This window comes from Actinokineospora sp. UTMC 2448 (assembly GCF_024760565.1).
Classification (GTDB): Bacteria; Actinomycetota; Actinomycetes; order Mycobacteriales; family Pseudonocardiaceae; genus Actinokineospora; species Actinokineospora fastidiosa.
The window spans coordinates 3,607,990-3,632,793 of sequence record NZ_CP031087.1 but is presented as its reverse complement, the minus strand read 5'-3'; the positions used below and the strand labels follow the sequence as shown (position 1 = coordinate 3,632,793).

The 24,804-nt window shown below is 73.9% G+C and carries 12 protein-coding genes; 10 read left to right on the top strand and 2 right to left on the bottom strand.

All coding sequences use genetic code 11. The features are described 5' to 3' along the window. Positions 1-145 precede the first annotated feature (145 nt). From Actkin_RS16490 to Actkin_RS16450, 9 genes are all read left to right on the top strand, one after another. Positions 146-8,353 carry a non-ribosomal peptide synthetase gene (locus tag Actkin_RS16490; protein ID WP_258903281.1) on the top strand — a complete coding sequence of 2,736 codons (8,208 nt, stop codon included), beginning with the start codon at positions 146-148 and terminating at the stop codon, positions 8,351-8,353. Continuing rightward, positions 8,350-13,971: a non-ribosomal peptide synthetase gene (locus Actkin_RS16485; RefSeq protein ID WP_258903280.1), complete on the top strand. Its 5,622-nt coding sequence runs from the start codon at positions 8,350-8,352 to the stop codon at positions 13,969-13,971. The genes Actkin_RS16490 and Actkin_RS16485 overlap by 4 nt, the downstream gene beginning before the upstream one ends. Continuing rightward, positions 13,968-15,119 (top strand): saccharopine dehydrogenase NADP-binding domain-containing protein, encoded by a 1,152-nt coding sequence (locus Actkin_RS16480; RefSeq protein ID WP_258903279.1) that lies wholly within the window; start codon positions 13,968-13,970, stop codon positions 15,117-15,119. The genes Actkin_RS16485 and Actkin_RS16480 overlap by 4 nt, the downstream gene beginning before the upstream one ends. After that, entirely contained in the window at positions 15,116-16,228 is a 1,113-nt protein-coding gene (locus Actkin_RS16475) for a Gfo/Idh/MocA family oxidoreductase (RefSeq protein ID WP_258903278.1), read from the top strand. Before Actkin_RS16480 ends, Actkin_RS16475 begins: the two co-directional genes overlap by 4 nt. Continuing rightward, on the top strand, positions 16,225-17,490 hold the full coding sequence (locus tag Actkin_RS16470) for a cytochrome P450 (RefSeq protein ID WP_258903277.1): 1,266 nt from the start codon (positions 16,225-16,227) through the stop codon (positions 17,488-17,490). Before Actkin_RS16475 ends, Actkin_RS16470 begins: the two co-directional genes overlap by 4 nt. Continuing rightward, a complete protein-coding gene (locus Actkin_RS16465; protein WP_258903276.1) occupies positions 17,487-19,085 on the top strand; it encodes a (2,3-dihydroxybenzoyl)adenylate synthase in 1,599 nt (532 codons plus the stop codon). Before Actkin_RS16470 ends, Actkin_RS16465 begins: the two co-directional genes overlap by 4 nt. Positions 19,086-19,095: 10 nt before the next feature. Further along, entirely contained in the window at positions 19,096-20,460 is a 1,365-nt protein-coding gene (locus tag Actkin_RS16460) for a salicylate synthase (protein WP_258903275.1), read from the top strand. Between the two features lie 431 nt (positions 20,461-20,891). Further along, positions 20,892-22,097: a serine hydrolase domain-containing protein gene (locus Actkin_RS16455; protein WP_258903274.1), complete on the top strand. Its 1,206-nt coding sequence runs from the start codon at positions 20,892-20,894 to the stop codon at positions 22,095-22,097. Between the two features lie 72 nt (positions 22,098-22,169). Beyond that, positions 22,170-22,955, top strand: coding sequence for a MerR family transcriptional regulator (locus tag Actkin_RS16450; protein WP_258903273.1), 786 nt, complete (start codon positions 22,170-22,172; stop codon positions 22,953-22,955). 34 nt (positions 22,956-22,989) lie between these two features. On the opposite strand, the gene Actkin_RS16445 is transcribed toward Actkin_RS16450, so the two are convergent. Continuing rightward, on the bottom strand, positions 22,990-23,502 hold the full coding sequence (locus Actkin_RS16445; protein WP_258903272.1) for a DUF421 domain-containing protein: 513 nt from the start codon (positions 23,500-23,502) through the stop codon (positions 22,990-22,992). A gap of 105 nt (positions 23,503-23,607) precedes the next feature. Between Actkin_RS16445 and Actkin_RS16440 the strand changes: the two genes are divergently transcribed. Then, on the top strand, positions 23,608-23,838 hold the full coding sequence (locus tag Actkin_RS16440; protein WP_189210430.1) for a hypothetical protein: 231 nt from the start codon (positions 23,608-23,610) through the stop codon (positions 23,836-23,838). Between the two features lie 390 nt (positions 23,839-24,228). On the opposite strand, the gene Actkin_RS16435 is transcribed toward Actkin_RS16440, so the two are convergent. Then, positions 24,229-24,618, bottom strand: a complete 390-nt coding sequence (locus tag Actkin_RS16435) for a hypothetical protein (RefSeq protein ID WP_229786825.1) — start codon at positions 24,616-24,618, stop codon at positions 24,229-24,231. Positions 24,619-24,804: the final 186 nt, after the last annotated feature.

Here is a 24,804-nt window from a genome sequence, read left to right as displayed (position 1 = left end):
GTGTCCTGTTTCGTCGGTGGTCCCACGATCGGGTAGACGTGGGTTCGCTCGAGAGCATCGATGATCGTGCGACGGCATTCTGGCGAGGGCGCGATCGTCGCTGACGTCGTCGCCGGTGCCCCAGCAGCTCCCACCAGGTGAGGCGATGACCGACAGTATCCCCCTTCCCCGCTTGGTCGACATCGGACCGGACGTGGAGGCGTTGCCGGGCAACGTCTCCGAGGTCCGGCTGCGGGTCTGCGAGTGGACCGGGCTGAGCTACGACGAGGTCACCGAGGACGCCGACCTGACCGCGCTCGGCGTCGAGTCGATCTTCCTGATCCGGTTGGCCGCCGTGCTGCGCAGGCACGGCATCCGGGCCGGGTTCCGGGATCTCGCGGAGCGGCCCACCCCGGCGGCGTGGTGGGAGCTCATCCGGGAGCGCGGGCCCGCCGCCCAGCAGCAGGCGGGGGCCGTGGACGAGTCCGCGTGGTTCCCGCTCGCGCCGATGCAGCACGCGCTCTGGATCGGCCGGGCTCCCAGCCAGCCGTGCGGCGGTGTGCCCGCGCGGTTCTACGCCGAGTTCCACAGCCGCCCGGACGAGGGCGTCGACCCGGCCCGGCTCGACCGCGCGCTGCACGGCCTGGTGGAGCGGCACGGCATGCTGCGGGTGCGGATCGGCGCGGACGGGACCCAGCGCGTCGAGGAGCGCGCCGAGTGGCCCGGTCTCGTCGTCACCGACCTGCGTGCCGCCGCCGACGGGCAGGCGGACGCCGAACTGGCGGCGATCCGGGCGCGCCGCGGCGTGGAGATGGCCGAGGGCCGGGTGCTCGCCGTGGGGCTGACGCTGCTGCCGTCCGGGGCGACCAGGCTGCACGTCACCGTGGACATGGTCGCCGCGGACGCGCTGAGCCTGCGCAACCTGTTGGCCGACCTCGCCGGGCTGTACGACGATCCCGCCGACCCGCCCGCCCCGCTGGGCTACTCCTACCCCCGCTACCTCGCCGAGCGCGCCGCCGCCCGCGAACACCAGCGGATGGAGGCGCGGGCCTGGTGGGCCGACCGGCTCCCGCTGCTGCCCGGTCCGCCCGCGCTGCCGGTCGTCGACGAGGACGGGCCGCCCCGGATGACCCGGCGCCACCACTGGCTGTCCACTGAGGACCTGGGGCGGCTGCGGTCGGAAGCGGCACGCCACGGGCTCACCCCGGCCACGGTCCTGGCGACGGCGTTCGCCGAGACGGTCGCGGAGTGGAGCGCGGGAGACCGCTTCCTGCTGAACCTGCCGGTCTTCGACCGCGAGCCGCTGCACCCCGACGTCGACGGCCTCGTCGGCGACTTCTCCAGCTCGGTGCTGCTCGACGTCGACGTGTCCGAGACCATGCCCTTCGCCGACCGCGCCCGCGGGCTGCGCGCGCGGCTGCGCGACGGCGCGGGCCACGCCGCCTACACCGGCGTCGAGGTGCTGCGGGACCTGAACCGCCTTGAGGGCGACCGCGTGATCGCGCCGGTCGTCTACACCAGCGCCCTGGAACTCGGCGAGCTGTTCGGCCCGCAGGTCCGGCGCCGCTTCGGCGACCCGTGCTGGTTCGCGTCGCAGGCGCCGCAGGTGTGGCTCGACGCCCAGGTCATCGAGTTCGACGGCGGCGTCATGCTGAACTGGGACGCGCGCGAGTCAGTCTTCCCCGACGGGGTGCTCGACGCGATGTTCGACGCCTACGTCGGCCTGGTCCGGGGCCTGCTCGACGACGCGGCGCGCTGGGACGAGCCGGTCCCGCCGATGCTGCCGCCTGCCCAGCGGGCCGTCCGAGCGCGGGTCAACCAGACCGAGGGCGGCGCAGGCCCGGGCGTGCCGCTGCACCAGCGGTTCTTCGCCCGCGCGCTGGCCGACCCCGGGCGCACGGCCTTGATGTGGGGGCGGGACGGGTCGCTGTCGTACGGCAAGTTGGCCAATCGGGCGCTGCGGGTGGCGCGGCTGCTCCGCGACCGCGGAGTCGCGGCGGGCGACAGTGTGGGGATCACCCTGCCGAAGGGGCCCGACCAGGTGGCGGCCGTGCTCGGGGTGCTCGCCGCCGGGGCCGCCTACGTCCCCTCCGGCGTCGACGTCCCACCCGCCCGCCGGGCCCGGGTGTTCCGCGCGGCTGGGGCGCGGCACGTGCTCACCGACCGGTCGGTGTCCGAGGAGTGCGACCTGGAGCGGGTCGTGGTCGAGGACGCCGCCGCGGTCGAGCCGCTGGCCGCGCCGGTCCCGGTCGACCCGGAGTCGGTGCTGTACGTGATCTTCACCTCCGGCTCGACCGGGGAGCCCAAGGGCGTGGAGGTGCCGCACCGGGCGGTGGCCAACACCGTCGACGCGGTCAACGACCACTTCGGCATCGGCCCGGCCGACCGCACGATCGCGCTGTCCGCCCTGGACTTCGACCTGTCCGCCTACGACCTGTTCGCCTTCCTCGGGTTCGGCGGCAGCGTGGTGGTGCTCGACGAGGCGCAGCGGCGCGACGCCGCCGCGTGGGCCGAGCTGATCCGCCGGTGGCGGGTCACCGTGGTCAGCGCCGTTCCCGCGCTGCTCGACATGCTGCTCGTCGCCGCGGCCGAGGACGGGCTGGGGAGCGACTTGTGGGTGGTGATGCTCGGCGGCGACACGGTCGGCGTCGACCTTCCCGGCCGACTGCGGGAGCTCGCGCCCGGCTGCCGGTTCGCGGGCCTGGGCGGGATGACCGAGGCGGCGATCCACGCCACCCTGTGCGAGGTCGACGCCGTCGACCCGACGTGGCGTTCGGTCCCGTTCGGCGTGCCGCTGCGCAACGTCGTCTGCCGTGTCGCCGACAGCCGGGGACGGGACTGCCCGGACTGGGTGCCCGGGGAGCTGTGGGTCGGGGGCGCGGGCCTCGCCCACGGCTACCGCGGCGACCGGGCGCGCACCGAGGAGAGGTTCGTCGAGCACGACGGCCGCCGCTGGTACCGCACCGGCGACCTCACCCGCTACCGGCCCGACGGCGCCATCGAGTTCCTCGGCCGGACCGACCACCAGGTCAAGATCCGCGGCCACCGCATCGAACTCGGCGAGATCGAGTCGGTGCTCGCCGCCCACCCCCGGGTGGACAAGGCCGTGGCGACCGTCGTGCGCGCCGCCGCCCGCCAGCTCGCGGCCGCAGTGGTCACGAGCGCGCCGACCGACCCCGCCGAGCTGCGGGCCTGGCTGGCCGAGCGGGTCCCCGGCTACCTCGTGCCCGAGCACATCCGCGTCGTCGAGACGATCCCGCTGACCCGCAACGGCAAGATCGATCGGGCGGCGGTCCAGCGGGCGCTGCTGGACGGGCGGGAGCGGGGCGACCGCGCGCACCGCGAGCCGTGCTGCCCGGTCGAGCGCGTGGTCGCCGACCTGTGGCGCGACCTGCTCGACGTCGACCGCGTCGGGCTCGACGACGACTTCTTCGCCCTCGGCGGCGACAGCCTCCTGGCGACCCGGCTCATGCGCGGGCTCGCCGCCACCGGCCTGCGCGGCGCCGACCTCGCCGACCTGTTCGCCAGGCCGGTGCTCCGCGACTTCGCCGCCCTCCTCGCCCCCGGCGCCGCCGCGGCGCCCGCGGTCGTGCCCGCCGACCCGGAGCACCGGCACGACCCGTTCCCGCTCACCGACGTGCAGCGGGCGTTCTGGATCGGGCGCGACCCCCGGCTGCCGCTCGGCGGTGTCGGCTCGCACTACTACCTGGAGTTCGACGGCGACGACGTCGACATCGACCGGGTCGAGGAGGCGTGGAACCGGCTCGTCGCCCGGCACGAGATGCTGCGGGCGGTCATCGCCGCGGACGGCACCCAGCGCATCCTGCCCGAGGTCCCGCGCTATCGCATCGCCGTGGTCGACGCGGGCGATCACCCCGAGCCGGTGCTGCACCGGCTGCGCGCGACGCTGTCCCACCGGCTCTTCGACGTCGGGACCTGGCCGCTGTTCGAGATCCGCGCCGCGCGCTACGTCAGCGGCGGCAGGCAGCGCGTCCGCCTGTACGTCGGCATGGACAGCATCGTGATGGACGGACGCAGCATCATGGTGCTCTACACCGAATGGGCAGAGCTGTGCGCGAACCCGGACACCCGGCTGCCCGCACTCGATCTGTCCTATCGGGACTACCTGCTCCACGCGGCGCCCGACCCGAGGCGCGTCGCCGAGGCCCGGGACTACTGGCGCGGGCGCCTCGACGACCTTCCGCCGCCTCCCCGACTTCCCCTCGCGAAGGAGCCCGCCGCGGTCGGCAGGCCGGTCTTCCACCGGCTGCGCCACCACCTCGACGCGGCGACCTGGGCCGCGGTGACCCGTGCCGCGGCGGGCCACGGCCTCACCCCGAGCGCCGTCCTGCTCGCCTGCTACCTCGAGGTGCTCGGCGAGTGGAGCGATCAGACCGACCTGACGGTCACCATGACGGCCTTCGACCGGGATGATGTGCACCCGGACGTGCACCGCGTCGTCGGCGACTTCGCGTCGCTGCTGCTCGTCGGGCACCGGCGCGGCGCCGGGGAGGCGTTCGCCGCGTCGGCGCGCAGGCTCCAGGAGCAGGTGGGCCGCGACCTGACGCACCGGGCAGCGTCCGGGGTCTGGGTGCTGCGCGAGCTGGCCCGGCGCGGCGGCACGGCGTCCGCGTCGTTCCCCGTCGTGTTCACCAGTGTGCTCGGCGTCGTCGACGACGTCTCCCTCGACCTGCCCGGCTCGTTCCCCGAGCAGGTCTACGGCGTCACGCAGACACCCCAGGTGTGGCTGGACGCGAAGGTCACGCCGTCCGGCGGGGGAGTGGCGGTCGACTGGGACGTGGTGGACGAGCTGTTCGTCGAGGGCATGGCCGACGCGATGTTCGCCAGCTACGTGCGCATGGTCGAGGGACTGGCCCGCGCCGACTGGACGGCCCCGCTGCCACCCGCGCTGACCGACGGCGACCGGGCGCTGCGGGACTGGGCGCGGGAGAGCGCCGTGGTCGAGCAGGACGCGCCGTCCGCCGAGCCGCCATCGGACGAGCCCGGTGACGCCGTGGAGGCGGCGGTCGCCCGGCTGTGGGGTGAGGTCCTCGGCGTGGACGGGGTCCGCCGCACCGACGACTTCTTCGCCCTGGGCGGCGACAGCATCGTCGCCACCCGCCTGATGGTCGCGCTCCGCGCGGAAGGGCTGGTCGGGGCGGAGATCGCCCGCCTGTTCACCCACCCGGTGCTGCACGAGTTCGCGGCGACCATCACGCGGGGAACGGCGCGGGCCCGCGCCGCGCTCGTCGCCGACGAGGAACACCGCCATGACCCGTTCCCGCTGACCGACGTGCAGGCCGCCTACTGGCTCGGCCGCCTGCCGGACTTCACCCTCGGCGGCATCGGCGCCCAGCTCTACGTCGAGTACGAGCACACCGACCTCGACGTGCCCCGACTGGAACAGGCGTGGAACCGGCTGATCGCCCGCCACGACATGCTGCGCGCGGTGGTGGAACCCGACGGCACCCAACGGGTCCTGCCCGACCCGCCCGCCTACCGCATCACCGTGGTGGAGGGAGGCGAGTGCCGGGACGAGACGCTGGAGCGCGTTCGGGAGCAGCTGTGCCACGGCGCTCTCCAGGCGACCGAGTGGCCGCTGTTCGACGTGCGGGTCGTCACCGGGCAGGGCGGAGCACGGCTGTGCGTGGTGTTCGACAACATCATCGCCGACGGGCTCAGCATCCTCACGCTGCTGTCGGAATGGGACCGGCTCTACCAGGACCCACAGGCCCAGCTCCCACCCATCGGGGTCTCCTTCCGCGACTATGTGCTCGACACCGCGGCCGACCCCGACAGCCACGCCGAGGTGCTCGACTACTGGCGCGCGCGGATGGCCGACCTCCCGCCGGGGCCCCGGCTGCCGCTGCGGGTCCGGCCCGCCGAGGTCGACCGGCCCCGGTTCACCCGCCGCGAGCGCCGCGTCGACACCGCGACCTGGCAGGCCGTCACGGAGCGGGCGCGGGACGCGGGCCTGACCCCCAGCGTCGTGCTGCTCGCCTGCTACACCCTCGTCCTGGGCACGTGGAGCGCCAGCCGGGACCTGACCGTGAACCTGACGCTGTTCGACCGGCGCCCCGTGCACCCGGACATCACCCGCGTCGTCGGCGACTTCACCTCCCTGCTCCTGGTCGCCGACCGGCCCTCGCCCGGTGAGAGCTGGCTGGACCGCGCCCGGCGGCTGCAGCAGCAGGTGTGGCGCGACCTCGACCACCAGCAGGTGTCCGCGGTCCGCGTGCTGCGCGAGCTGGCCACCGAGAACGCCCGGCTGGCCGAGCCGGTGCCGGTCGTGTTCACCAGCATGCTGGGCGTGGACGACGCGCTGGCCCGATCGGTGCGCTGGCCCGACCTCACGCGGTCGCAGACCCCGCAGGTGTGGCTCGACCACCAGGTCATCGACCTGCCCGACGGACTCCTGCTGAGCTGGGACTCAGTCGACGAGCTGTTCCCCGACGGACTGGTCGACGCCATGTTCGACGCCTACCACGCCCTGCTGCGCGAGCTGGCCACCGCCGACTGGGCCGCCGCGCCCCCCGACCTGCTCCCCTCGGCCCAACGGGCGGTGCGTGAGCGGGTCAACGACACGGCGGGACCCGAGCCGGAGAGCACTCTCGGCGGCGGGCTGCTGCACGGCGCGTTCTTCGCCCAGGCCGCCGCCCACCCCGACCGGGTCGCGCTCGTCCACGACGGCGGCGAGCTGACCTACGCCGAACTGGCCGACCACGCGCGGCGCGTCGCCGGGATGCTGCTCGCGCACGGCGTCGCCGCCGGCGAGCCGGTCGCGGTGTGCCTGCCGAGGGGGCCGGAGCAGATCGCGGCCCTGCTCGGTGTGCTGGCCGCAGGGGCCGCCTACGTGCCGGTCGCCGTCGGGCACCCGCCGCTGCGCGTCCAGCGCGTCCTCGACCGCGGCGGGGTCAGGTTCCTGCTGGGCGACGACGACGTCACTCCGCCGGAGGGCGTGCGGCGCCTGGGGATCGGAGGCGCTGCGGCATATCCGCCCGTGGACGACGTCTGCGACGAACCGGGCGGGCTGGCCTACGTCATCTTCACCTCCGGCTCCACCGGGGAGCCCAAGGGCGTCGAGATCCGGCATCGCAGTGCCGTCAACACCGTCGACGACCTGGTTCACCGGTACCACCTCGGGCCGGACGACCGCGTCCTCGCGGTGTCGGCCGTCGACTTCGACCTGTCGGTGTTCGACGTGTTCGGGCTGCTCGGCGCGGGCGGCGCGGTGGTCTGCATCGCGGAGGCCGAACGCCGCGACCCGCAGCGCTGGCTGCGGCTGGCGCACGAGCACCGGGTGACGGTGTGGAACAGCGTCCCCGCGGTGTTCGACATGCTGCTCTCCACCGGGGACGACCTGCCGGACTCGCTGCGGCTGGTGCTGCTGTCCGGGGACTGGGTGGGGCTGGACCTGCCGGGCAGGCTCCGCGCGCAGACCGCGAACCCCGATTGCGCGCTGGTCGCCCTCGGCGGGGCGACCGAGGCGTCGATCTGGTCCAACGCCTACGACGTCCATGCCGTCGCACCGGACTGGGTGTCGGTTCCCTACGGATTCCCGTTGCGCAATCAGCGGTTCCGGGTCGTGGACGAGGAGGGCCGCGACCGGCCGGACTGGGTGCCGGGCGAACTGTGGATCGGGGGCGACGGCGTGGCCCGCGGCTACCGGAACGCGCCCGACCTCACCTCCGCCCGGTTCGTCGAGCACGACGGCACGGTCTGGTACCGCACCGGCGACATCGGCCGCTACTGGCCGGACGGCACGCTGGAGTTCCTGGGCAGGCGCGACGACCAGGTCAAGATCCGCGGCCACCGGCTCGAACTCGGCGAGGTCGACGCCGCCGTCTCGGCGCACCCCGGCGTCGACCGCGCGGTGACCGTCGCCGTCGGCGACCGGGACGCCAGGCGGCTGGTCGCCTTCGTGCGGCCCACGGAGAGCGGCTCGCTCGCCGACCTGCCGCGGTTCCTCGCCGACCGCCTGCCCGCCCACGCCATTCCCAGGGTGGTCCCGGTGGAGGGGTTCCCGCTGACGCCCAACGGCAAGATCGACCGTGTCGCGCTGGCCGGTCGGGAGGCCGAGCCCGCCGTGGCATCCGAGTCGGAGATCGTCGGCGAACGCGGACGCGCGCTCGCCGCGATGTGGCGCGACCTGCTCGGCCGGGAGCCGCGCGGCGCGGAGGACAACTTCTTCGCGCTCGGCGGCGACTCGCTCAGCGCCACCCGGCTGACCCAACGGGTGCGCGGCGCCTACGGCGTCGCCTTGTCCCTGCGCGATTTCTTCGCCGACCCCACCATCGCCCATCTGGTACGGGCCATCGATCGGGCCGTCGCCGAGCAGGGCGTGGGATCCGAGCCGGAGGAGGGCAGCCTGTGAACGTCGGCGATCTGCTGGTCGAACTGGAAGACCTCGGCGTGCGCCTGTGGGCCGACGGCGACGCCCTGCGCTTCCGCGCGCCGCGCGGGGTGCTCACCGGCGAGCGGCGCGCGGTCCTCGCCGAGCACAAGGCCGAGGTGCTGCGCCTGCTCGACGGCCGTTCGGCGCTGCCCAGGCTGAGCGCCGACCCCGAGGGCAGGCACGAGCCGTTCCCGCTCACCCCCGTGCAGTCGGCCTACCTGCTCGGGCGCACCAGCGCATACGACCACGGCGGCGTCGCCTGTCGGAGCTACCTGGAGGTCGAGTTCCCCGGAGTCGGGCCGGACGACGTCGAGCGGGCCTGGAACCAGCTCGTCGCCCGGCACGACATGCTCCGCGCCGTCGTCCACCCGGACGGCTACCAGCGGGTGCTCCCGGAGGTCGACCACTACCGCGTCCCGGTCTCGGATCTGCGCGGCGCCGACGCCCGGCGGCTGGCGGTTCACCTGGACCGCTGCCGCGACGAGATGACCGGGCGGGTCGATGATCCCGCGCGCTGGCCGCTGTTCGCGCTGCGGACGACCGTGACCGACGCGGGCGTGATCGCCCATCTCGCCGTCGAGCTGCTGGTCGTCGACGCGGCGAGCCTGCGCGCCCTGCTGTCCGAACTGGACGGTCTGGTCCACGGCGGGGAACCCGCCCCGCCGCCCGCCATCACCTTCCGCGACTACGTCCTCGCCGAGCACGGGCTGCGGGACACCCCGCGCTACCACCGCGACCGCGACTACTGGCTCGACCGGATCGCCGACCTCCCGCCCGCCCCGGAGCTCCCGCTCGCCGAACGACACGACGGCCCGGCGCGCTTCGACCGGCACCACCACACGCTCACCGCCGCCGAGCTGGCCGGTCTGCGGGACAGGGCGGCCCGGCACGGCCTCACCGTCTCCGCGGTCGTGCTCACCGCCTACGCCGAGGTCGTCGGCCGCTGGAGCCGCCACCGCCGGTTCACCCTCAACCTGCCGATCGTCACCAGGTGGCCGCTGCACGACGACATCGACGACCTCGTCGGCGACTTCACCTCGGTCTCGCTCCTCGCCGTCGACCTCGACGCTGCCGACGGCTTCGCCGAGCGGGCCCGGGCGCTCTCCGCCCGCCTGTTCGACGACCTCGACCACCGCCTGTTCACCGGCGTGGACGTGCTGGCCGAACTGGCCCGCACCGCCGGGCGGCCCGCGCTGATGCCGGTGGTGTTCACCAGCACGGTGGGATTCGGCACGCCGGGGACCAGCACGGCGGGGACCAGCACGGCGGCGACCGGCATTGCGGGGATCGGCACCGCGGGGTCGGGCACCGCGGGGGCGGGCATTGCGGGGTCGGGCACCGCGGGGGCGGGCATTGCGGGGTCGGGCACCGCGGGGTCCGGCATTGTCGGGTCCGGCACCGAGGGGATCGGCATCGCGGGGTCCGGCGTCGCCGCGTCGGCGCCTGCTCCTCGGGTTCGCCGCGGTCTCACCGAGACCCCGCAGGTGTGGGTGGACTGCCAGGTCGCCGAGCACGACGGCGGGCTCATGCTCGCCTGGGACGTGCGGCGCGGCGTCCTGCCCGGGAGCCTGGCCGCCGACGCGTTCGCCGCCTTCGCCGCACTGGTGGCGGACCTGGCGACCGACGACCGCTCCTGGGGCTCCCGCTTCCCGGTGCCCCTGCCCGCCGACCAGTCGGCCCGGCGCCGCCGGGTCAACGACACCGCGGTCGACCGGCAGGCGCGCCTGCTGCACGAGCCGGTGTTCGCCCGCGCCGCCGAGCGGCCCGACGCCGTCGCGGTCGTGGCGGGCAGGACCACGCTGACCTTCGGCGAACTCGCGGACCGAGCGGCCGTTCTCGCCGAGCGGCTGCGCGCCCAGGGCTGCGCGGCGGGCGAGCGGGTCGCGGTCGTCATGGGCAAGGGGGCCGAACAGGTCGTCGCCGTCCTGGGCATCCTGGCCGCGGGCGCGGTGTACGTGCCCGTTGACGCGGGCCAGCCCGCCGTGCGGCGCGATCGCGTGCTGCGCGACGCCGGTGTCCGGCTCGCGGTGGTGCGGCCCGGCGACGGCTCGGCGGACGGCCTGCCGGTGCCCTCAGTCGTCGTCGACCTCGCCGAAGAGGCCCGCGCCGCCGTCCCGCCCGCGGTGGACACCTCGCCCGCCGCCCCCGCCTACGTCATCTACACCTCGGGGACGACCGGCGACCCGAAGGGCGTGGTGATCAGCCACCGGGCCGCCGCCAACACCATCGACGACATCAACCGCCGCTTCGAGGTCGGCTCAGGAGACCGGGTGCTCGGCGTCGCCGGTCTCGGCTTCGACCTGTCGGTGTGGGACGTGTTCGGGGTGCTCGGCGCGGGCGGCGGCCTCGTGCTGCCCGACGACGACCGCGCGGGCGACCCGTCGCACTGGGCCGCGCTGATCGCCGAGCACGGCGTGACGCTCTGGAACAGCGTGCCCGCCCAACTGCAGATGCTGTGGGACTACCTGGAGTCCGAGCCCGCGGCCGACCTCACCTGCCTCCGCCTGGCCATGCTGTCGGGCGACTGGATCCCCGTCGAGCTGCCGGGCCGCGTGCATGCGCGGCACCCCGGCCTGCGCGTGGTGAGCCTCGGCGGGGCCACCGAGGCCGCGATCTGGTCCATCTGGCACCCGATCGACGAGGTACCCCCGCACTGGCGGAGCATCCCGTACGGATCGCCGCTGGAGAACCAGACCTTCCACGTCCTCGACGCCGCCGGTCAGGACTGCCCGGACTACGTGCCGGGCGACCTCCACATCGGCGGCATGGGCCTGGCCGAGGGCTACCTCGGCGACGCCGAGCGCACGGCGGCGCGGTTCGTGACGCACCCGCGCACCGGGGAACGCCTCTACCGCACCGGCGACCTGGGCCGGTACCTGCCCGACGGGACGATCGAGTTCCTCGGCCGCGAGGACACCCAGGTCAAGGTCCGCGGCCACCGCGTCGAACTCGGCGAGATCGAGGCGGCGGCGCGCGCGCACCCGGCGGTCGCCGACGCGGCCGTGGTCGCCGTCGGCGACCGGGGCGCCCGCAGGCTGGCCGGGTTCGCCGAACCTGCCCGCGGCGTGCCGTCCGATGACCCGGCTGTGGCGGCCGCCGCCGCGTCGACCGCGGCGGCGATCGAGGCCGAACTCGGCGGCGGGGACTTCACCGCGCTGATGCGCGCCGTGGACGAGGTCGCCGTCCTCTCGATCGCGGCCCGCCTGCGCGCCGCCGGGCTGTTCGCCGAGACCACGGACCAGCACGACCTCGCCGCGATCGCCGAGGCCACCGGGGTCTCGGCAGCACAGCACAGCCTGCTGCGCCGGTGGATGGCCGCACTGGCCGACGCCGGGGCGGTGCGCGTCGACCCCGCGTCGGGGCGCTACCGAGATCTCGTCCCCGCGACCGGGTCCGACATCGACGCGGCCTGGCAGCGCATCGGGGACCTGAACGAGCGCGTGGGCTACGGCGCGGCCACCCTCGAGTACATCCGCACCTGCGCGAGCCGCCTCGACGAACTGCTCGACGGCAGGCTCGACGTGCGCGACCTGCTGTTCCCCGGCGGCGAGATCGGCGCTGCCCACGCGGTCTACCGGGAGAACCTGGTGGGCCACAGCGTGCACCGCATGGTGATCGCCGCCGTGCGCGCGATCGCGTCCGGCCACCCGCGCGGTGGGATGCGGGTGGTGGAGGTCGGCGGCGGGATCGCGGGCACCAGCACCGACCTGATCCCCGCGCTCGCGGAGTTCGAGCCGGACTACCTGTTCACCGACATCTCCGAGTTCTTCCTCAATGCCGCGCGGGAGAAGTTCGCTGACCACCCGTGGGTGCGCTACGGCCGCTTCGACATCAACGTCGACGCCCGCGCGCAGGGCTTGCCGCCCAACAGCGCGGACGTCATCATCTGCGCCAACGTCCTGCACAACTCGCGCGACGCCGACGAGGTGCTCGCCCGGCTGCGCGAGGTGCTGGCCCCGGGCGGCTGGCTGGTGTTCCTCGAACCGACGAAGCGGCACAACTTCCCGCTGCTGGTGTCGATGGAGTTCGAGTTCTTCAGCGAGCTGACCCGGTTCACCGACCTGCGCAAGGAGACCGGGCAGGCGTTCTTCACCAGGGACCAGTGGCTCACGCTGCTGGAACGGGCGGGAGCCGAGGAGCCGCTGTGCCTGCCGCCTGCCGACCACGCGCTGGCCGCGTCGGGGCAGGGGCTGTTCCTGGCGCGGTTCAAGACCGACCGCGCGAGGCTGACCACTGACGACCTCCGCGCGCACCTGGCCCGGCGGCTGCCCGACCACATGGTGCCTCCGCGCCTCGAACTGGTGGACGCCATCCCGAGGACCGCCAACGGCAAGACCGATCGCTCCACGCTGACGGCCTGGGCCGCCGATCCCGACCCCGGTGACCACGTCGTGGCGGGCGAGGAGCCCGCCGACGACCTGGAACGCCGGATCGCCGCGCTGTGGGCCGAGCTGCTCGGCGTCGACCAGGTGGACCGGGGTAAGGACTTCTACTCCCTCGGCGGGGACTCCCTGCTGCTGTCGCGCATGGTCGGCCTGCTCCGCGACCGCGAACCGGAGGCCGCCGGACTGGAATGGCCGGAACTGCTCCGCCACCTGCTGCGGGACGCCACGGTCCGGGGACTTGCCAACTACCTGCGCTCCGCCCAGCCGACGTCGCAGGACGCGGCGGCCACGTCCTCGGGGCTGATCTGGCTGGACGGCCCGACCGGCGATCAGGCCGCCTGCGTGCTCGTGCACGCCGGGTCCGGTTCGCTGCAGCCCTACCGGGCGGTCCTGCCGCACCTGCGGGCCGCGTACCCCGGCAGGCTGGCGGGGTTGCAGCTCGACGAGCACGACCGGTACCTGGCGCTGCCCGCCGAGGTGGTCATCGACCGGCTCGCGGCGGACTACGCCGAGAGCCTCCTCGGCGTGGGGGAGCGGTTCCGGCTCATCGGCTACTGCGTGGGCGGGCTGCTCGCCACCGAGATCGCGCGCACGCTCACCGAGGCCGGGGCCACGGTGGACGAGCTGACCGTGATCAGCTCCTACCGTCCGCCAGCGGTCCACGACGAGTTGCTGGTGGAGTACGTGTTCGCCCTCGCCGCAGGGGTCGACATGACGGCGGCCGGGCTGCCAGCCGACGCCGACGCCTTCGGCGGCGCCGTCCGCGCCATCCTGGACGAGTCGCCGCAGTGCGTCCCGGACGGCGCGCTCGCGAGCCTCACCGGCCAGCACGACGAGATCGGCGAGCGCTTCCGGGCGCTGGCGGCACGCTCCCGCGAGGACCGCGTCGCCGCGCTGCACCGGGCCACGCGCGGGACCGGGGCCTACCACCTCGGTGAGCAGAACCTGGCCGAGTTCACCCGGCTCCTCGACGTGTTCCGGCACACCATGCTCGCGGTGTCCCATCACGTCCCGGAGCCCTATCTCGGCCCGGTCACCCTGCTGCGCAACAGCGACTCGTCGACACTCCTGCCCGGAACCCGCGCCGACGTCGGCGCGTTCTGGCAGCGGATCTGCGTGGGCGAGCTGACCGTGCGCGACATCCCCGGCGACCACTTCGGCTGCGTGTCGGCCGAGGGCCTGGGCACGCTGCTGACCGGGGGTGGTGGGTGAGCGCGTCCGTCGCGGTCCTCGGGGCCGCCGGGCTGGTGGGGCGGGCGGCGGTGGGCATGCTGCGGGAGCTGGGCGTGGGCGAGGTGCGGGCGGGCTTCCGTCACACACCGCCCCGGGACGGCTTCGCCGAGCCGGTCCACGTCGACGCCGACGACCCCGTGTCGTTGGCGCGCTTCTGCGCCGACGCCGACCTGGTGCTCAACTGCGCCGGGCCGTCCTACCTGTTGCTGGACCGGGTGGCCAGGGCGGCGCTCGCCGCGGGCGCCCACTATGTCGACGTGTCCGGGGACCAACCGGCCTACCACCTGCTGGCCGGGTCGGACCCGGGCACCTGCGTGGTCCTCTCCGCGGGCATGCTGCCGGGGCTGGCGAACCTGGTGCCCCGCGTGCTGGCGGCGGGCGTCAGCCTCGCGGGCGCGGAACTGGTCGTGCACGCGGGCGGGATCGAGCGGTTCGGCCGCGCGTCGGCGGGCGACCTGGTGCTCTCGGTCGACAGCACCGGGCTCGACCCCACTGGGCTCGACAGCACTGGGCTCGACAGCACTGGGCGCGGCGGCCACTGGTACGGCGAGGCCCTTGCCGCGTGGCGGGACGGCCGTCCGGTCTCCGGCGCGCTCGCGCCCGCCGAGGACGTCGAGCTGCCGCACTTCCCCGGCCGGGTCGGCCTGATGCCGTTCCTCACCGCCGACAGCGCCCGCCTGGCGCGGACGACCGGTCTTGCGGCGCTCGACTGGTTCAACGTGTTCACCGGAACCCGCCTGCGGCCCGCCCTGACCCGGCTGCGCGGGCGCGTGCCGCGCGACCCCGCCGCGCTCGACGCGGCCGTGGACGAGCTGATGGCGGCGGGCGAGGTGGATCGCGCGGGCCAGGACCCCTATTACCTCATGGCCTTCACGCTGTGCTCCGGGACGGCCGGACGCACCGCGGTGCTGAAGACGGGCAGCAGCTTCGAGCTGACCGCCGCGACCGCCGCGCTGACCGTCCGCGCGGTGGTGAACGGGGAGATCCCCCGCGGCCTGCACTACGCCGACGATGTCCTGCACCCCGAAGCGACGCTGCAAGGCGTGCGCGACCTCGGCGCGCTGCCCGTGTTCGACGTCCGGGACCACGAACGGGGGGCGACAGTGATCGAGGAGGGGCTGTTGTGAGCAGCGCGGACCGACCCCGCGTCCTCGTCTGCGGCACGTCGTTCGGCCGCGTCTACCTGCGTGCCGTGCACGACGATCCGACGGTCGACCTGGCGGGCGTGCTGTCGCGGGGCAGCGCGGCGTCGCGGCAGTGCGCCGACGCCTACGGCGTGCCCTGCTACCGCGACGTCGACGAACTGCCCGACGGCCTCGACATCGCCTGCGTCGTCGTCCGCGCTGCCGTCGCGGGCGGCTCGGGGGCCGAGCTGTCCCAACGCCTGATGGCCAGGGGTATCCATGTGCTGCAGGAACACCTGCTGCACCCTGATGAGCTGGCGGCCTGCCTGCGCGCCGCCCGCCGCCACGGTGTCCGGTACCGGGTGAACGCGTTCTACCCGCACGTGGCGGCCGTGCGCCGGTTCCTGGACGCGGCCGAGGTCCTGCGGCGCCGACACCGGCCGCTGTGCGTGGACGCCACGGCGGGCGCCCAGGTGCTGTACCCGCTGGTCGACGTGATCGCCCGCGCCGTCGGCGGCGCCCGGCCGTGGCGCTTCGCCGACGCGGTCCCGCCACCGGCCGTCCTCGACGGACTGGCCCACGCCCCCGGCCCGTACACCCACCTGCACGGGGTCATCGGCGCGACACCGGTGTCCCTGCGCGTGCAGAACCAGATCCACCCGGCCGACCCCGACAACCACGCCCTGCTGCTGCACCGGCTCGCGCTGGTCTTCGAGTCCGGTGTGCTCACCCTCGCCGACACCCACGGCCCGGTCCTGTGGAGCCCGCGCATGCACAGCGAACGCGATGAGACCGGCAGGCTGATCATGGACGGCCCGGGCACCGCGCGCCTCGACGTGCCGGGCACCGAGCCGCTGGGCCACGCGGACGGCCCCACCTTCCGCGAGGTCTTCGACCGGGTGTGGCCGGACGCGGTCAGAGTGGCGCTGGGGGAGCTGAGGGCCGACATCGCCGACGGCCACCGCGCGACGGTGGCGGGCCAGTGGGCGCTCACGGTCACCGCCATCTGGCACGACATCACCGAACGGCTCGGCCCGCCGCTGCTCATCCGCCCGCCGACCCCCGAGCGCGTCGACCTGCCGGACCTCGTCGGCCGGGGCGAACGCCGATGAACGCCGTGCTCCAGTCCTTGACCGCGCTGGCCCGGTTCACCACCGACCCCTACCGCACGATGGACCGGCTGTATGAGCGCAACGGCCCGGTGTCGTGGGTGGGCGCCGGGCCGGTCCGCTTCGCCCTGCTGCTCGGTCCCGAGGCCACCGAGTTCGTCATCGGCAACTCCGAGCTCTTCAGCTGGCGGCGCGCCTTCGCCGCCCTGGAATCGCTGGCGGGCCCGGGAGCGCTGGTGGTCAACGACGGGCCCCGGCACCGGCGGCTGCGCAGGCTGGTGCGGCCCGCGTTCACCGCCGACCGGCTCGCCGCGTGCGCGGACGCCACGCGGCGGCATGTGGAGACCGTGATCGACACCTGGCGGCCGGGCGACGTGGTCGAGGTGTACGCCCGCCTCCGCTCGGCGTTGCGGGACGCCACCGCGGAATGCCTCTTCGGGCCCGGCGCGCTGCGCCGCGCGGACGGGCTCAACGCCCACCTGCAGGCCATCCACGAGGCGATCGACGCAGGCCCCCTGGTGCGCAGCCTCCAGGGCCGGGGGCTGCCGTCATGGCGACGCGCTCTCGCCGCCCGTGCGGTCATCCGGCAGTGGGTGGCCGAGGAGAGCGTGCGCGGCCGGTCCGGTCCCGACGTGCTGTCCGCGCTGCTGGACAGCCGGGACGACGGCGGCCTGACCCAGGACGAGGTCTGCGACCAACTCGTCAGCTTCTGGGCGGCCGGGGCGGAGACCACGGCGGCGACGGTCGCCTGGGCGCTGCACTGTGCGCTGTCCGATCGGGCGGTGTGGGACGGCATCGTCGGCGAGGCGTCCGCGGGGGACGATCCGCCGTACCTGGACCAAGTGGTGCGGGAGACGCTGCGGCTGTACCCGGCGACCGCGGTCGCCCAGCGGGTCGCGGCGACCGAGTTCGCCTTCGCGGGCCACCGGTTCCCGGCCGGGACCACGCTGCTGTTCAGCCCGTACCACACGCACCGCATCAAGGCACTGTGGACGGACGCGCTTCGCTTCGACCCCGGCCGCTGGGACCGCGCGCGGCCGCGCCGCCACGAGTACCTGCCCTTCGGCGGCGGGCCGCACCGCTGCGTCGGGGCCGGGCTGGCGACGGCCATGGTCAAGGCCGCGCTCGCCGAGGTCGCCAGGAGCGCCGATCCCTGGTTGGTGTCGAGGGACGCGACGCCCACCGGTCTCGTCGGCATGCGTCCCAAGCACGGGCTGACCCTGCTCGTGCGCGACGTGGCCAGGACGGGAGGGTTCGCTCGATGAACGGCTGGCCCGAGGCGGACGCGGCCCGCTACCGCGCGGAGGGCTACTGGCGCGGGGAGACGTTTCCCCGCTTCCTCGCGCGGGTGACGGCCGCGTACGGCGACCGGACCGCGCTGGTTGACGACCGCGTGCGGCTGACCTACGCCGAACTCCGCGCACAGGTCGACGTCGTCTCCCGCGGCCTGCGCGAACTCGGGATCGGCGCGGGGGACGCGGTGCTGGTGCAACTGCCGAACCGCGCCGAGTTCGTGGTGCTGTGGTTCGCGCTGCAGGAGATCGGCGCGGTGCCGGTGCACGCCCAGCCCGGCCACCGGCGGACCGAGATCACCCACCTCGCCCGCATGACCCGCGCCGTGGCGCACGTGATCCCGGACGTGCACGCGCGGTTCGACTACCGCGACCTCGCCGCTGCCTGTTCGGCAGTGCGCCACGTCATCGTCGTCGGCGCACCGGGGACCAGCGGGTTCATCGCGTGGGACGACCTCATGTCGGCGCGCGCCCGACCGGTCGGCGTCTCCGCGCGGCCGGACGACCTGGCGCTGCTCCTGCTCTCCGGCGGCACCACCGGCCTGCCGAAGCTGGTGCCCCGCACGCACGACGACTACCTCTACAACGCCAGGGCCGCGGCCGAGGTGTGCCGGCTGGACACGGACACGGTGTACCTGGCGACCCTGCCGGTGGCCTTCAACTTCACAATGAACTGCCCCGGCGTGCTGGGCACGCTGGGTGTCGGTGGGACGGTCGTGCTGGCCGACACCCAGGACCCGGCCAGTTGCTTCGACTGGATCGAGCGCGAGCGGGTGACCATCACGGCGATCACCCCGCTGCTCGCCCCGGTGTGGGCCGACGAGGCGCGGCACCGGGAAGCGGACCTGTCGAGCCTGCGCGTCCTGCAGATCGGCGGCGCCCGGCTGGCCGAGGACCTGGCCCGCGAGGTGATCGACAGCTTCGACTGCACCGTCCAGCAGGTGTTCGGGATGGCCGAGGGCCTGCTGTGCCTGACCCGGCTCGACGATCCGCCCGACGTCATCGCCACCACGCAGGGCACACCGGTCTCGCCTGCCGACGAGCTGCGCGTGGTCGACGAGCACGATGTCGACGTGCCGGACGGCGAGGTCGGTGAACTGCTCGTCAAGGGGCCGTACACGCTGCGCGGCTACTACCGGGCCCCTGAGCACAACGCCACCGCGTTCGTCGACGGGTACTACCGCACAGGCGATCTCGTGCGCCGTCTGCCGTCGGGACACATCGTCGTGGTGGGCCGCCGGAAGGACCAGATCCAGCGGGCGGGGGAGAAGTTCGCCGCGCCCGAGGTGGAAGGCCACCTGCAGGCCCACCCGGCGATCCGGTCGGTCGCGCTGGTGCCCGCGCCGGACCCGGTCCTCGGCGAGCGCTCCGTCGCCTTCATCGTGCCCGCCGGGTCCACCGTGCCCACCCGAAGGGACCTGGCGGCGTACCTGTCCGACCGCGGCCTCGCCGCCTACAAGACGGTCGACGACGTGCGGCCGCTCAGCGACCTGCCGCGCACCCCCGTCGGCAAGTTGGACAAGAAGGCGCTCGCCCAGCTGCTCGACGACGAACCGACCGCCCCGTGAAGGGAAGCGCATGACCACCACGTCCCCGTGCTACCACGAGACGACCGTCCCGGTGACCGCCGACCCGCTCGACGTGGTGGTGCGCCTGGCCGAGGCGGGACCGGACGACGACTACGTCGTCTACGAGAAGGACGGCGCGTTCACCTACGCGGGCGGGGTGCTGGCCGAGGTGACCGTGGACCGCCACGGCGGCAGGCTCGGCGACACCGCGCTGCCCTGGAACGGCAGGCCGCTGGAACTGGTCAGGGCCCTGCTGGCGACCCTGCCGATGCCGGGGTGGCGGGCCTACGGGTGGGCGGCCTTCGAGCTGGCCTACGCCAGCGACCGCGACCGGCTCGGCGACCAGCGCCTCGCGCACCTGATGGTTCCGCGCGGCGAGGTCCGCGTCGCGGACGGCCGGGCGCGGATCAGGGCCGTCGACCCGACCCAGGTCGCCGTCCTGGCCGACGTGGTCGCCGCGTCCCGTCCGCTCGCCGTGCCGTGCCCCCGTCCGGTCAACGTCCGCGCCGTCGACGGCCACCGTTATCGCGCCGCCGTGGCGGACGTGCTCGGGGACATCCGCGCCAACCTGGTGCAGAAGGCGATCCTGTCGAGGGTCGTCGAACTGGGCGCCGTCGACCTCGCGGCCACCTACGCGCTGGGCCGCCGGGCCAACACCCCGGCACGGTCCTTCCTGCTGCGCATGGACGGCGTCGAGGCGGCCGGGTTCAGCCCCGAGGTCGTCGTATCCGTGGCCGCGGACGGCGAGGTCGTCAGCCAGCCGCTCGCGGGCACCCGCCCGCTCACCGGCGACGAGAACCTGAACGAGCACTACCGGACCGAACTGCTCTCCGACGTCAAGGAGATCCACGAGCACGCCATCTCCGTCAAGCTCTGCCACGACGAGCTGCTGGCGGTCTGCGCGCCCAGGTCCGTGCACTTGCGGGACCTGATGACGGTGAAGCGGCGCGGCACCGTCCAGCACCTCGCCTCCCACGTCGGTGGCCTCCTCGCCCCCGGCCGCGACGCCTGGGACGCCTTCGCCGCGGTCTTCCCCGCCGTCACCGCCTCCGGAGTCCCGAAGGAAGCCGCCTACGCCGCGATCCGCCGCCACGAACCCGAGCCCCGCGGCCTGTACGCGGGCGCGGTCATGACGGTGGACGCCTCCGGCGAACTCGACGCCGCATTGGTGCTCCGATCGATCCACCGCCACCACGGCCGCACCTGGCTCCGCGCGGGCGCGGGCATCGTCGCCCAGTCCACACCGGACCGCGAGTTCGCCGAAACCTGCGCCAAGCTGGACAGCGTCGCCCGCTTCCTCGTCCCGGCCCCGTCCGAGCACGAACACCCGACAGACGGCAACCCACCCCAACCCGCCTGTCTCCACGATCACTGACGCCGCCGACGAACCGGTGGTCCCGGTGCAGTGCATCGGCCATCCGGGCGGCAAGCTCCGAAACCCTCCCTCCTCGACGACCGCGCTGTGGGGCCGTTTCCACCTCTAACCGGCACCATGCGCGATCGTCACGCAGCATGACGCGCGCCAACCCCAGCCCGATACTGAGCGACACCTCCGCACCGTCGTCAAACCTGCCAGTCCGGTCGGAAAGAGCCCGTCGAGCTCGAAGTCATGTGGATGCCCGACCCCGACACCCCGAAGGAGGCCGCCCGGATCACCACCATCCCCGCCACCCTCGACACCGTCACCGCCAACCCTTGCACCGCGAACTGAGGCAGCAGTACGAACTGATCCGCCTCATCCTCCGATACCAGTAGCAGCCCGGACTGAGTTGACCCCGCCCCAAGGTCAGCCTGGAGCCTGGCCGCATGACCGAGAACAGACCGACCCAGGGAATTCAGCAGAGAGGGCGCAGGTCGCGGACCTTCCGGCGGGTGGGGATCGCGGCGCTGGCGGTCACGCTGGTGGCCGGGATGGCCGCTGCGCGTGGCACGGCCGCGGTGGAGGCCGGGCAGGATCGTCCGGAGTTGCGGAAAGCCATGCGGGAGTTCGTCGACATCGGCTTCGCCGGGATGCAGGTGCGCGTGCACGATGAACGGGGGGAGTGGGTGGGCAGCGCCGGGGTGCGCAAGCTGGGCGCGAGCGCGCCGCCGCCGACGGACGGGCGGTTCCGGATCGGCAGCAACACCAAGACCTTCGTCGCGACCGTGGTCCTGCACCTGGTGGCCGAGGGCAGGCTAGGCCTGGATGACCCCGTGGCCGACCACCTGCCGCGGTTCGGTCTGGACCCGCGGATCACGGTGCGGATGCTGTTGCAGCACACCAGCGGGATCTTCAACCACACCGGCGACTACTACGAAGGGAAGGCCATGCCCGGTCTTCCCTCGACAGGCCGGGAGTGGGTGGACAACCGGTTCCGCACCTACCGGCCGGAGGAGTTGGTGCGGTTCGCGCTGTCCCAGGGGCCGCTGTTCGCCCCGGGGACGGACTGGAACTACTCCAACACCAACTACACGCTCGCCGCGCTGCTGATCGAGCAGGTCACCGGTCACTCCTACGCCGAGGAAATGCGGCGCCGAGTCCTGCGCCCACTCGGGCTGCGCGACACCGTGGTGCCGGGCGCCTGGTCGGGGCTTCCCGCGCCGCACGCCCACGGCTACTACCACTACCAGGACGCGGGCCATCCGAAGACGGTCGACGTCACCCGCCAGAATCCCTCCCTGCTGTTCGGCGCAGGCGACATGATCTCGACCACCCAGGATCTCCACACGTTCTTCTCCGCGCTGCTGGGCGGCAGGCTCCTGCCCGCCCCGCTGCTGGCCGAGATGCGCACGCCGCACCCGAAGAGCGGCTTCGGCCTGGGGTTGCGCGTGCAGGACGCGGGCCCCGACTGCGCAGGCACCCTCTTCTTCCACAACGGCAGCACCGTCGGCTACGGGGCGCTGGTATACAGCACCCCCGACGGCGGTAAGACGCTGACGGCGTCGATAACTGGCGGGAACGCCGAGGTCAATCTGGTGGAGGACTACCCGAAGGCGTTGGACGGCCTCCTCACGGAGGTGTTCTGCGGCTGACGAGCCCTAGCGTCAAAGCGACGAGGCGGTGCGGCTTGACCTTGACCTCGGGTCAGGCCGCACACTCGGCGCATGGCACCCACGACGACCGGCGGCGTCACGATCGGGCAGGCGGCGGCGTTCGCAGGCGTCACGGTGAAGACCGTGCGGCACTACCACCAGCACGGGCTGCTCGACGAACCGCGACGCGACAGCTCCGGCTACCGCCGGTACACCTCGGCCGACCTGCTGCGGCTGGTCCAGGTCCGCACCCTGGCCGCCGCCGGGGTGCCGCTGGCCGATGTCGGGCCGCTGCTCGACGCCGACGCCGAGCAGTTCGCCACCGCACTCGTCGACGTGGAACGACGCCTCACCGAGCGGATCGACGACCTGATCGCCCGCCGCGACACCCTGCGGCAGCTCGCCGACGCCGACCGGCTCCTGCTGCCCGACCGCGCCCTCGCCATCCTCGACCGGCTCACCGAACTCGACCTCGACCCCGACTACGTGGCAGGCCAACGGGAAGCCCTGGTGCTGGCCAAGGCTCTGGCGCCGGAGCTGTTCGCCATTCTCCTGACTCACCTCGAACACCGGCTCGACGACCCCGAGTTCGTCCAGCTGACCCAACGCGCCTGGGACGCGCAGACCTGGGACCCGGACGACCCCCGGGTCGACGAACTGGCCACCGCGCTCGCCGACAAGCTGCTGGCCGACCACGACCTGCTGGCGCTACCGAGCGGCTACGAGCCGCGATCCGACGACGCGAGTCGGTACGGGCTGATCAACCACCACCGCGAACACCAGCGGACCTGGGCGCGGCTGAACGCGCTGGTCGAAGCCAGACTGCGCGCCGCGGGCGTACCCATCCCACACCAATGACCGGACGCCAGGAGGGGGTGCGCGCAGCGGCGGGTCAGTCGCCCTTCGGCACGTCGGCGAGGGCGCTGTGATCGCCGGTCTTGTCGGTCGGGATGACGCTGAGTGAGCCGTCGGTCTCCAGGACCACGGCCGCCACCTGGTCGAGCCCGCCGAGGCCCTGGGTGCGGACCGCCTGCAGGACCTCCGATCGCGTGACGCGCTGCTCGCGCATCGCCTGCTCGAGCAGTCGGCCTTGCCGGACCAGGAGGCTCGGGCGCGACCGCACGGCCCGCCGGAACGGCCGGTAGCGCACCGCTGTCCAGGCGACGACGAACTGGGCGGCGATGAGCAGGGCCAGCGCCAGGACGCCTTCGGCCAGCGCGACGTCGGTGGTCAGCAGGATGGTGGACAGGGTGGAGCCGAGCGCCACGGTGACGACGAGGTCGAAGGCGTTCATCTTGGCCAGGGTCCGCTTGCCCGACAGCCGCAGCACCACGATGAGCAGGACGTAGGCCGGGACGCCGACCACGACCACGCGGCCGAGCCCGGTCCAGGAGTCGAAGAACATGCCCCCGCCTACCCGCGCGCGACCAGGCGGACACCCGCGATCGAGGTGTCGTTCCGAGGCGAGCGGGTAGCCGAGGGACGAAACCGATCAACGACGGGAGGAACCGTGTCCAGCAGTGAGACCGGTCAGGTGACCGGCACCCCGGACAAGGACTACAACCTCATCTGGTTCGTCGAGGCATGCCTGAGCAACGCGCTGCGCCTGGAGACCTACATCGCCGACGCCGAGCGGGCAGGCGACAGCGAACTCGCCGACTTCTTCCGCCGCGCGCAGGGCGAGAGCCGCAAGGGCGGCGAGCAGGGCAAGCAACTGCTGGCCCAGCGACTCGGCCGGTAGCCACCCGCCGAAGGCGCGCGCGGCGGAACGAGCCCGTCGAGGCTGCCACGGCGGAACCGAGCCCGCCGAGCCGCTACGGCGGAACGAGTTCGCCGAGGCTGCCACGGCGGAACCGAACTCGCCGAGGCTGCCACGGCGGGAACGTGCCCGCCGAGTCGCCACGGGGGAACGAACTCCCCGAGGCTGCCATGGTGGAACGTGCCCGCCGAGCGTGCTCGGCGGGACGGACTCCGACTTGGCCGTGGCGGAACGAGCCCGGGGGCTGCGGCAAAAGACGTGAGCCGGGAGAAGCGCCCCGGGCTCGGCCCGTTCGCCCGGTCGCCGGGCCGCAAGCGGCGGATCCAATGCAGTGCCGCAGGCGGGTCCGTTGCTGTGCCGCAGGGGGGCGGGTCAGGAGCCCGTGCCGCCGCGGCGGCGGTCCTCGGCCCTGGCCTCGGCGCCGGACTGGCCCGCTGCGCTCTCCGGGTCGCCCGCCACCCGGCCGACGAAGGTGTCGCTGGGGCCCGCGCCGGTGGTGCTCCCCCGGTCACCGGTGCCGGGGCCGTCGGCGCCCCCGGTCGCCCTGCTGCCCGCCACCGCGTCGTCGGAGGCCACGTCCTGCTCGGCCGGGCCATCCTGCGCACCACTGCGGCGCACGGTGAAGCTGGCGATGACCAGGACGGCCAGCATGACCGCCACACCCAGTCCCACCAGCCCGTTCGCCCCGGTCGTCAACCCGATCACGAAGAGGACCACTCCGCCTGCTCCGAGCACGGCCAGCGCGACTGCCTTGGTTGTCATCCGGGACCTCCTGTCCGCTGGTGCCCGGGTACCCGGACCACCCCGGTTCGGAAACAGATGGACCGCCCAGGCGTCGAGGAGGCTTGGCCGCCGCGCGGTGCGGACAGCCAGCCGGGAGAGCCCCTATGCCCTGACAGCAGGGTTGGCTGGGCACCCGGGCGTGGGTAGGGTGGCTGGTCCGGTGTG

Bases quoted from the DNA above. Each gene is read 5' to 3' on its own strand.
- Actkin_RS16445 (WP_258903272.1), bottom strand. From the start codon at position 23,502: ATGTTCTTCGACTCCTGGACCGGGCTCGGCCGCGTGGTCGTGGTCGGC.
- Actkin_RS16450 (WP_258903273.1), top strand. From the start codon at position 22,170: ATGGCACCCACGACGACCGGCGGCGTCACGATCGGGCAGGCGGCGGCG.
- Actkin_RS16490 (WP_258903281.1), top strand. From the start codon at position 146: ATGACCGACAGTATCCCCCTTCCCCGCTTGGTCGACATCGGACCGGAC.
- Actkin_RS16460 (WP_258903275.1), top strand. From the start codon at position 19,096: ATGACCACCACGTCCCCGTGCTACCACGAGACGACCGTCCCGGTGACC.
- Actkin_RS16465 (WP_258903276.1), top strand. From the start codon at position 17,487: ATGAACGGCTGGCCCGAGGCGGACGCGGCCCGCTACCGCGCGGAGGGC.
- Actkin_RS16470 (WP_258903277.1), top strand. From the start codon at position 16,225: ATGAACGCCGTGCTCCAGTCCTTGACCGCGCTGGCCCGGTTCACCACC.
- Actkin_RS16455 (WP_258903274.1), top strand. From the start codon at position 20,892: ATGACCGAGAACAGACCGACCCAGGGAATTCAGCAGAGAGGGCGCAGG.
- Actkin_RS16435 (WP_229786825.1), bottom strand. From the start codon at position 24,618: ATGACAACCAAGGCAGTCGCGCTGGCCGTGCTCGGAGCAGGCGGAGTG.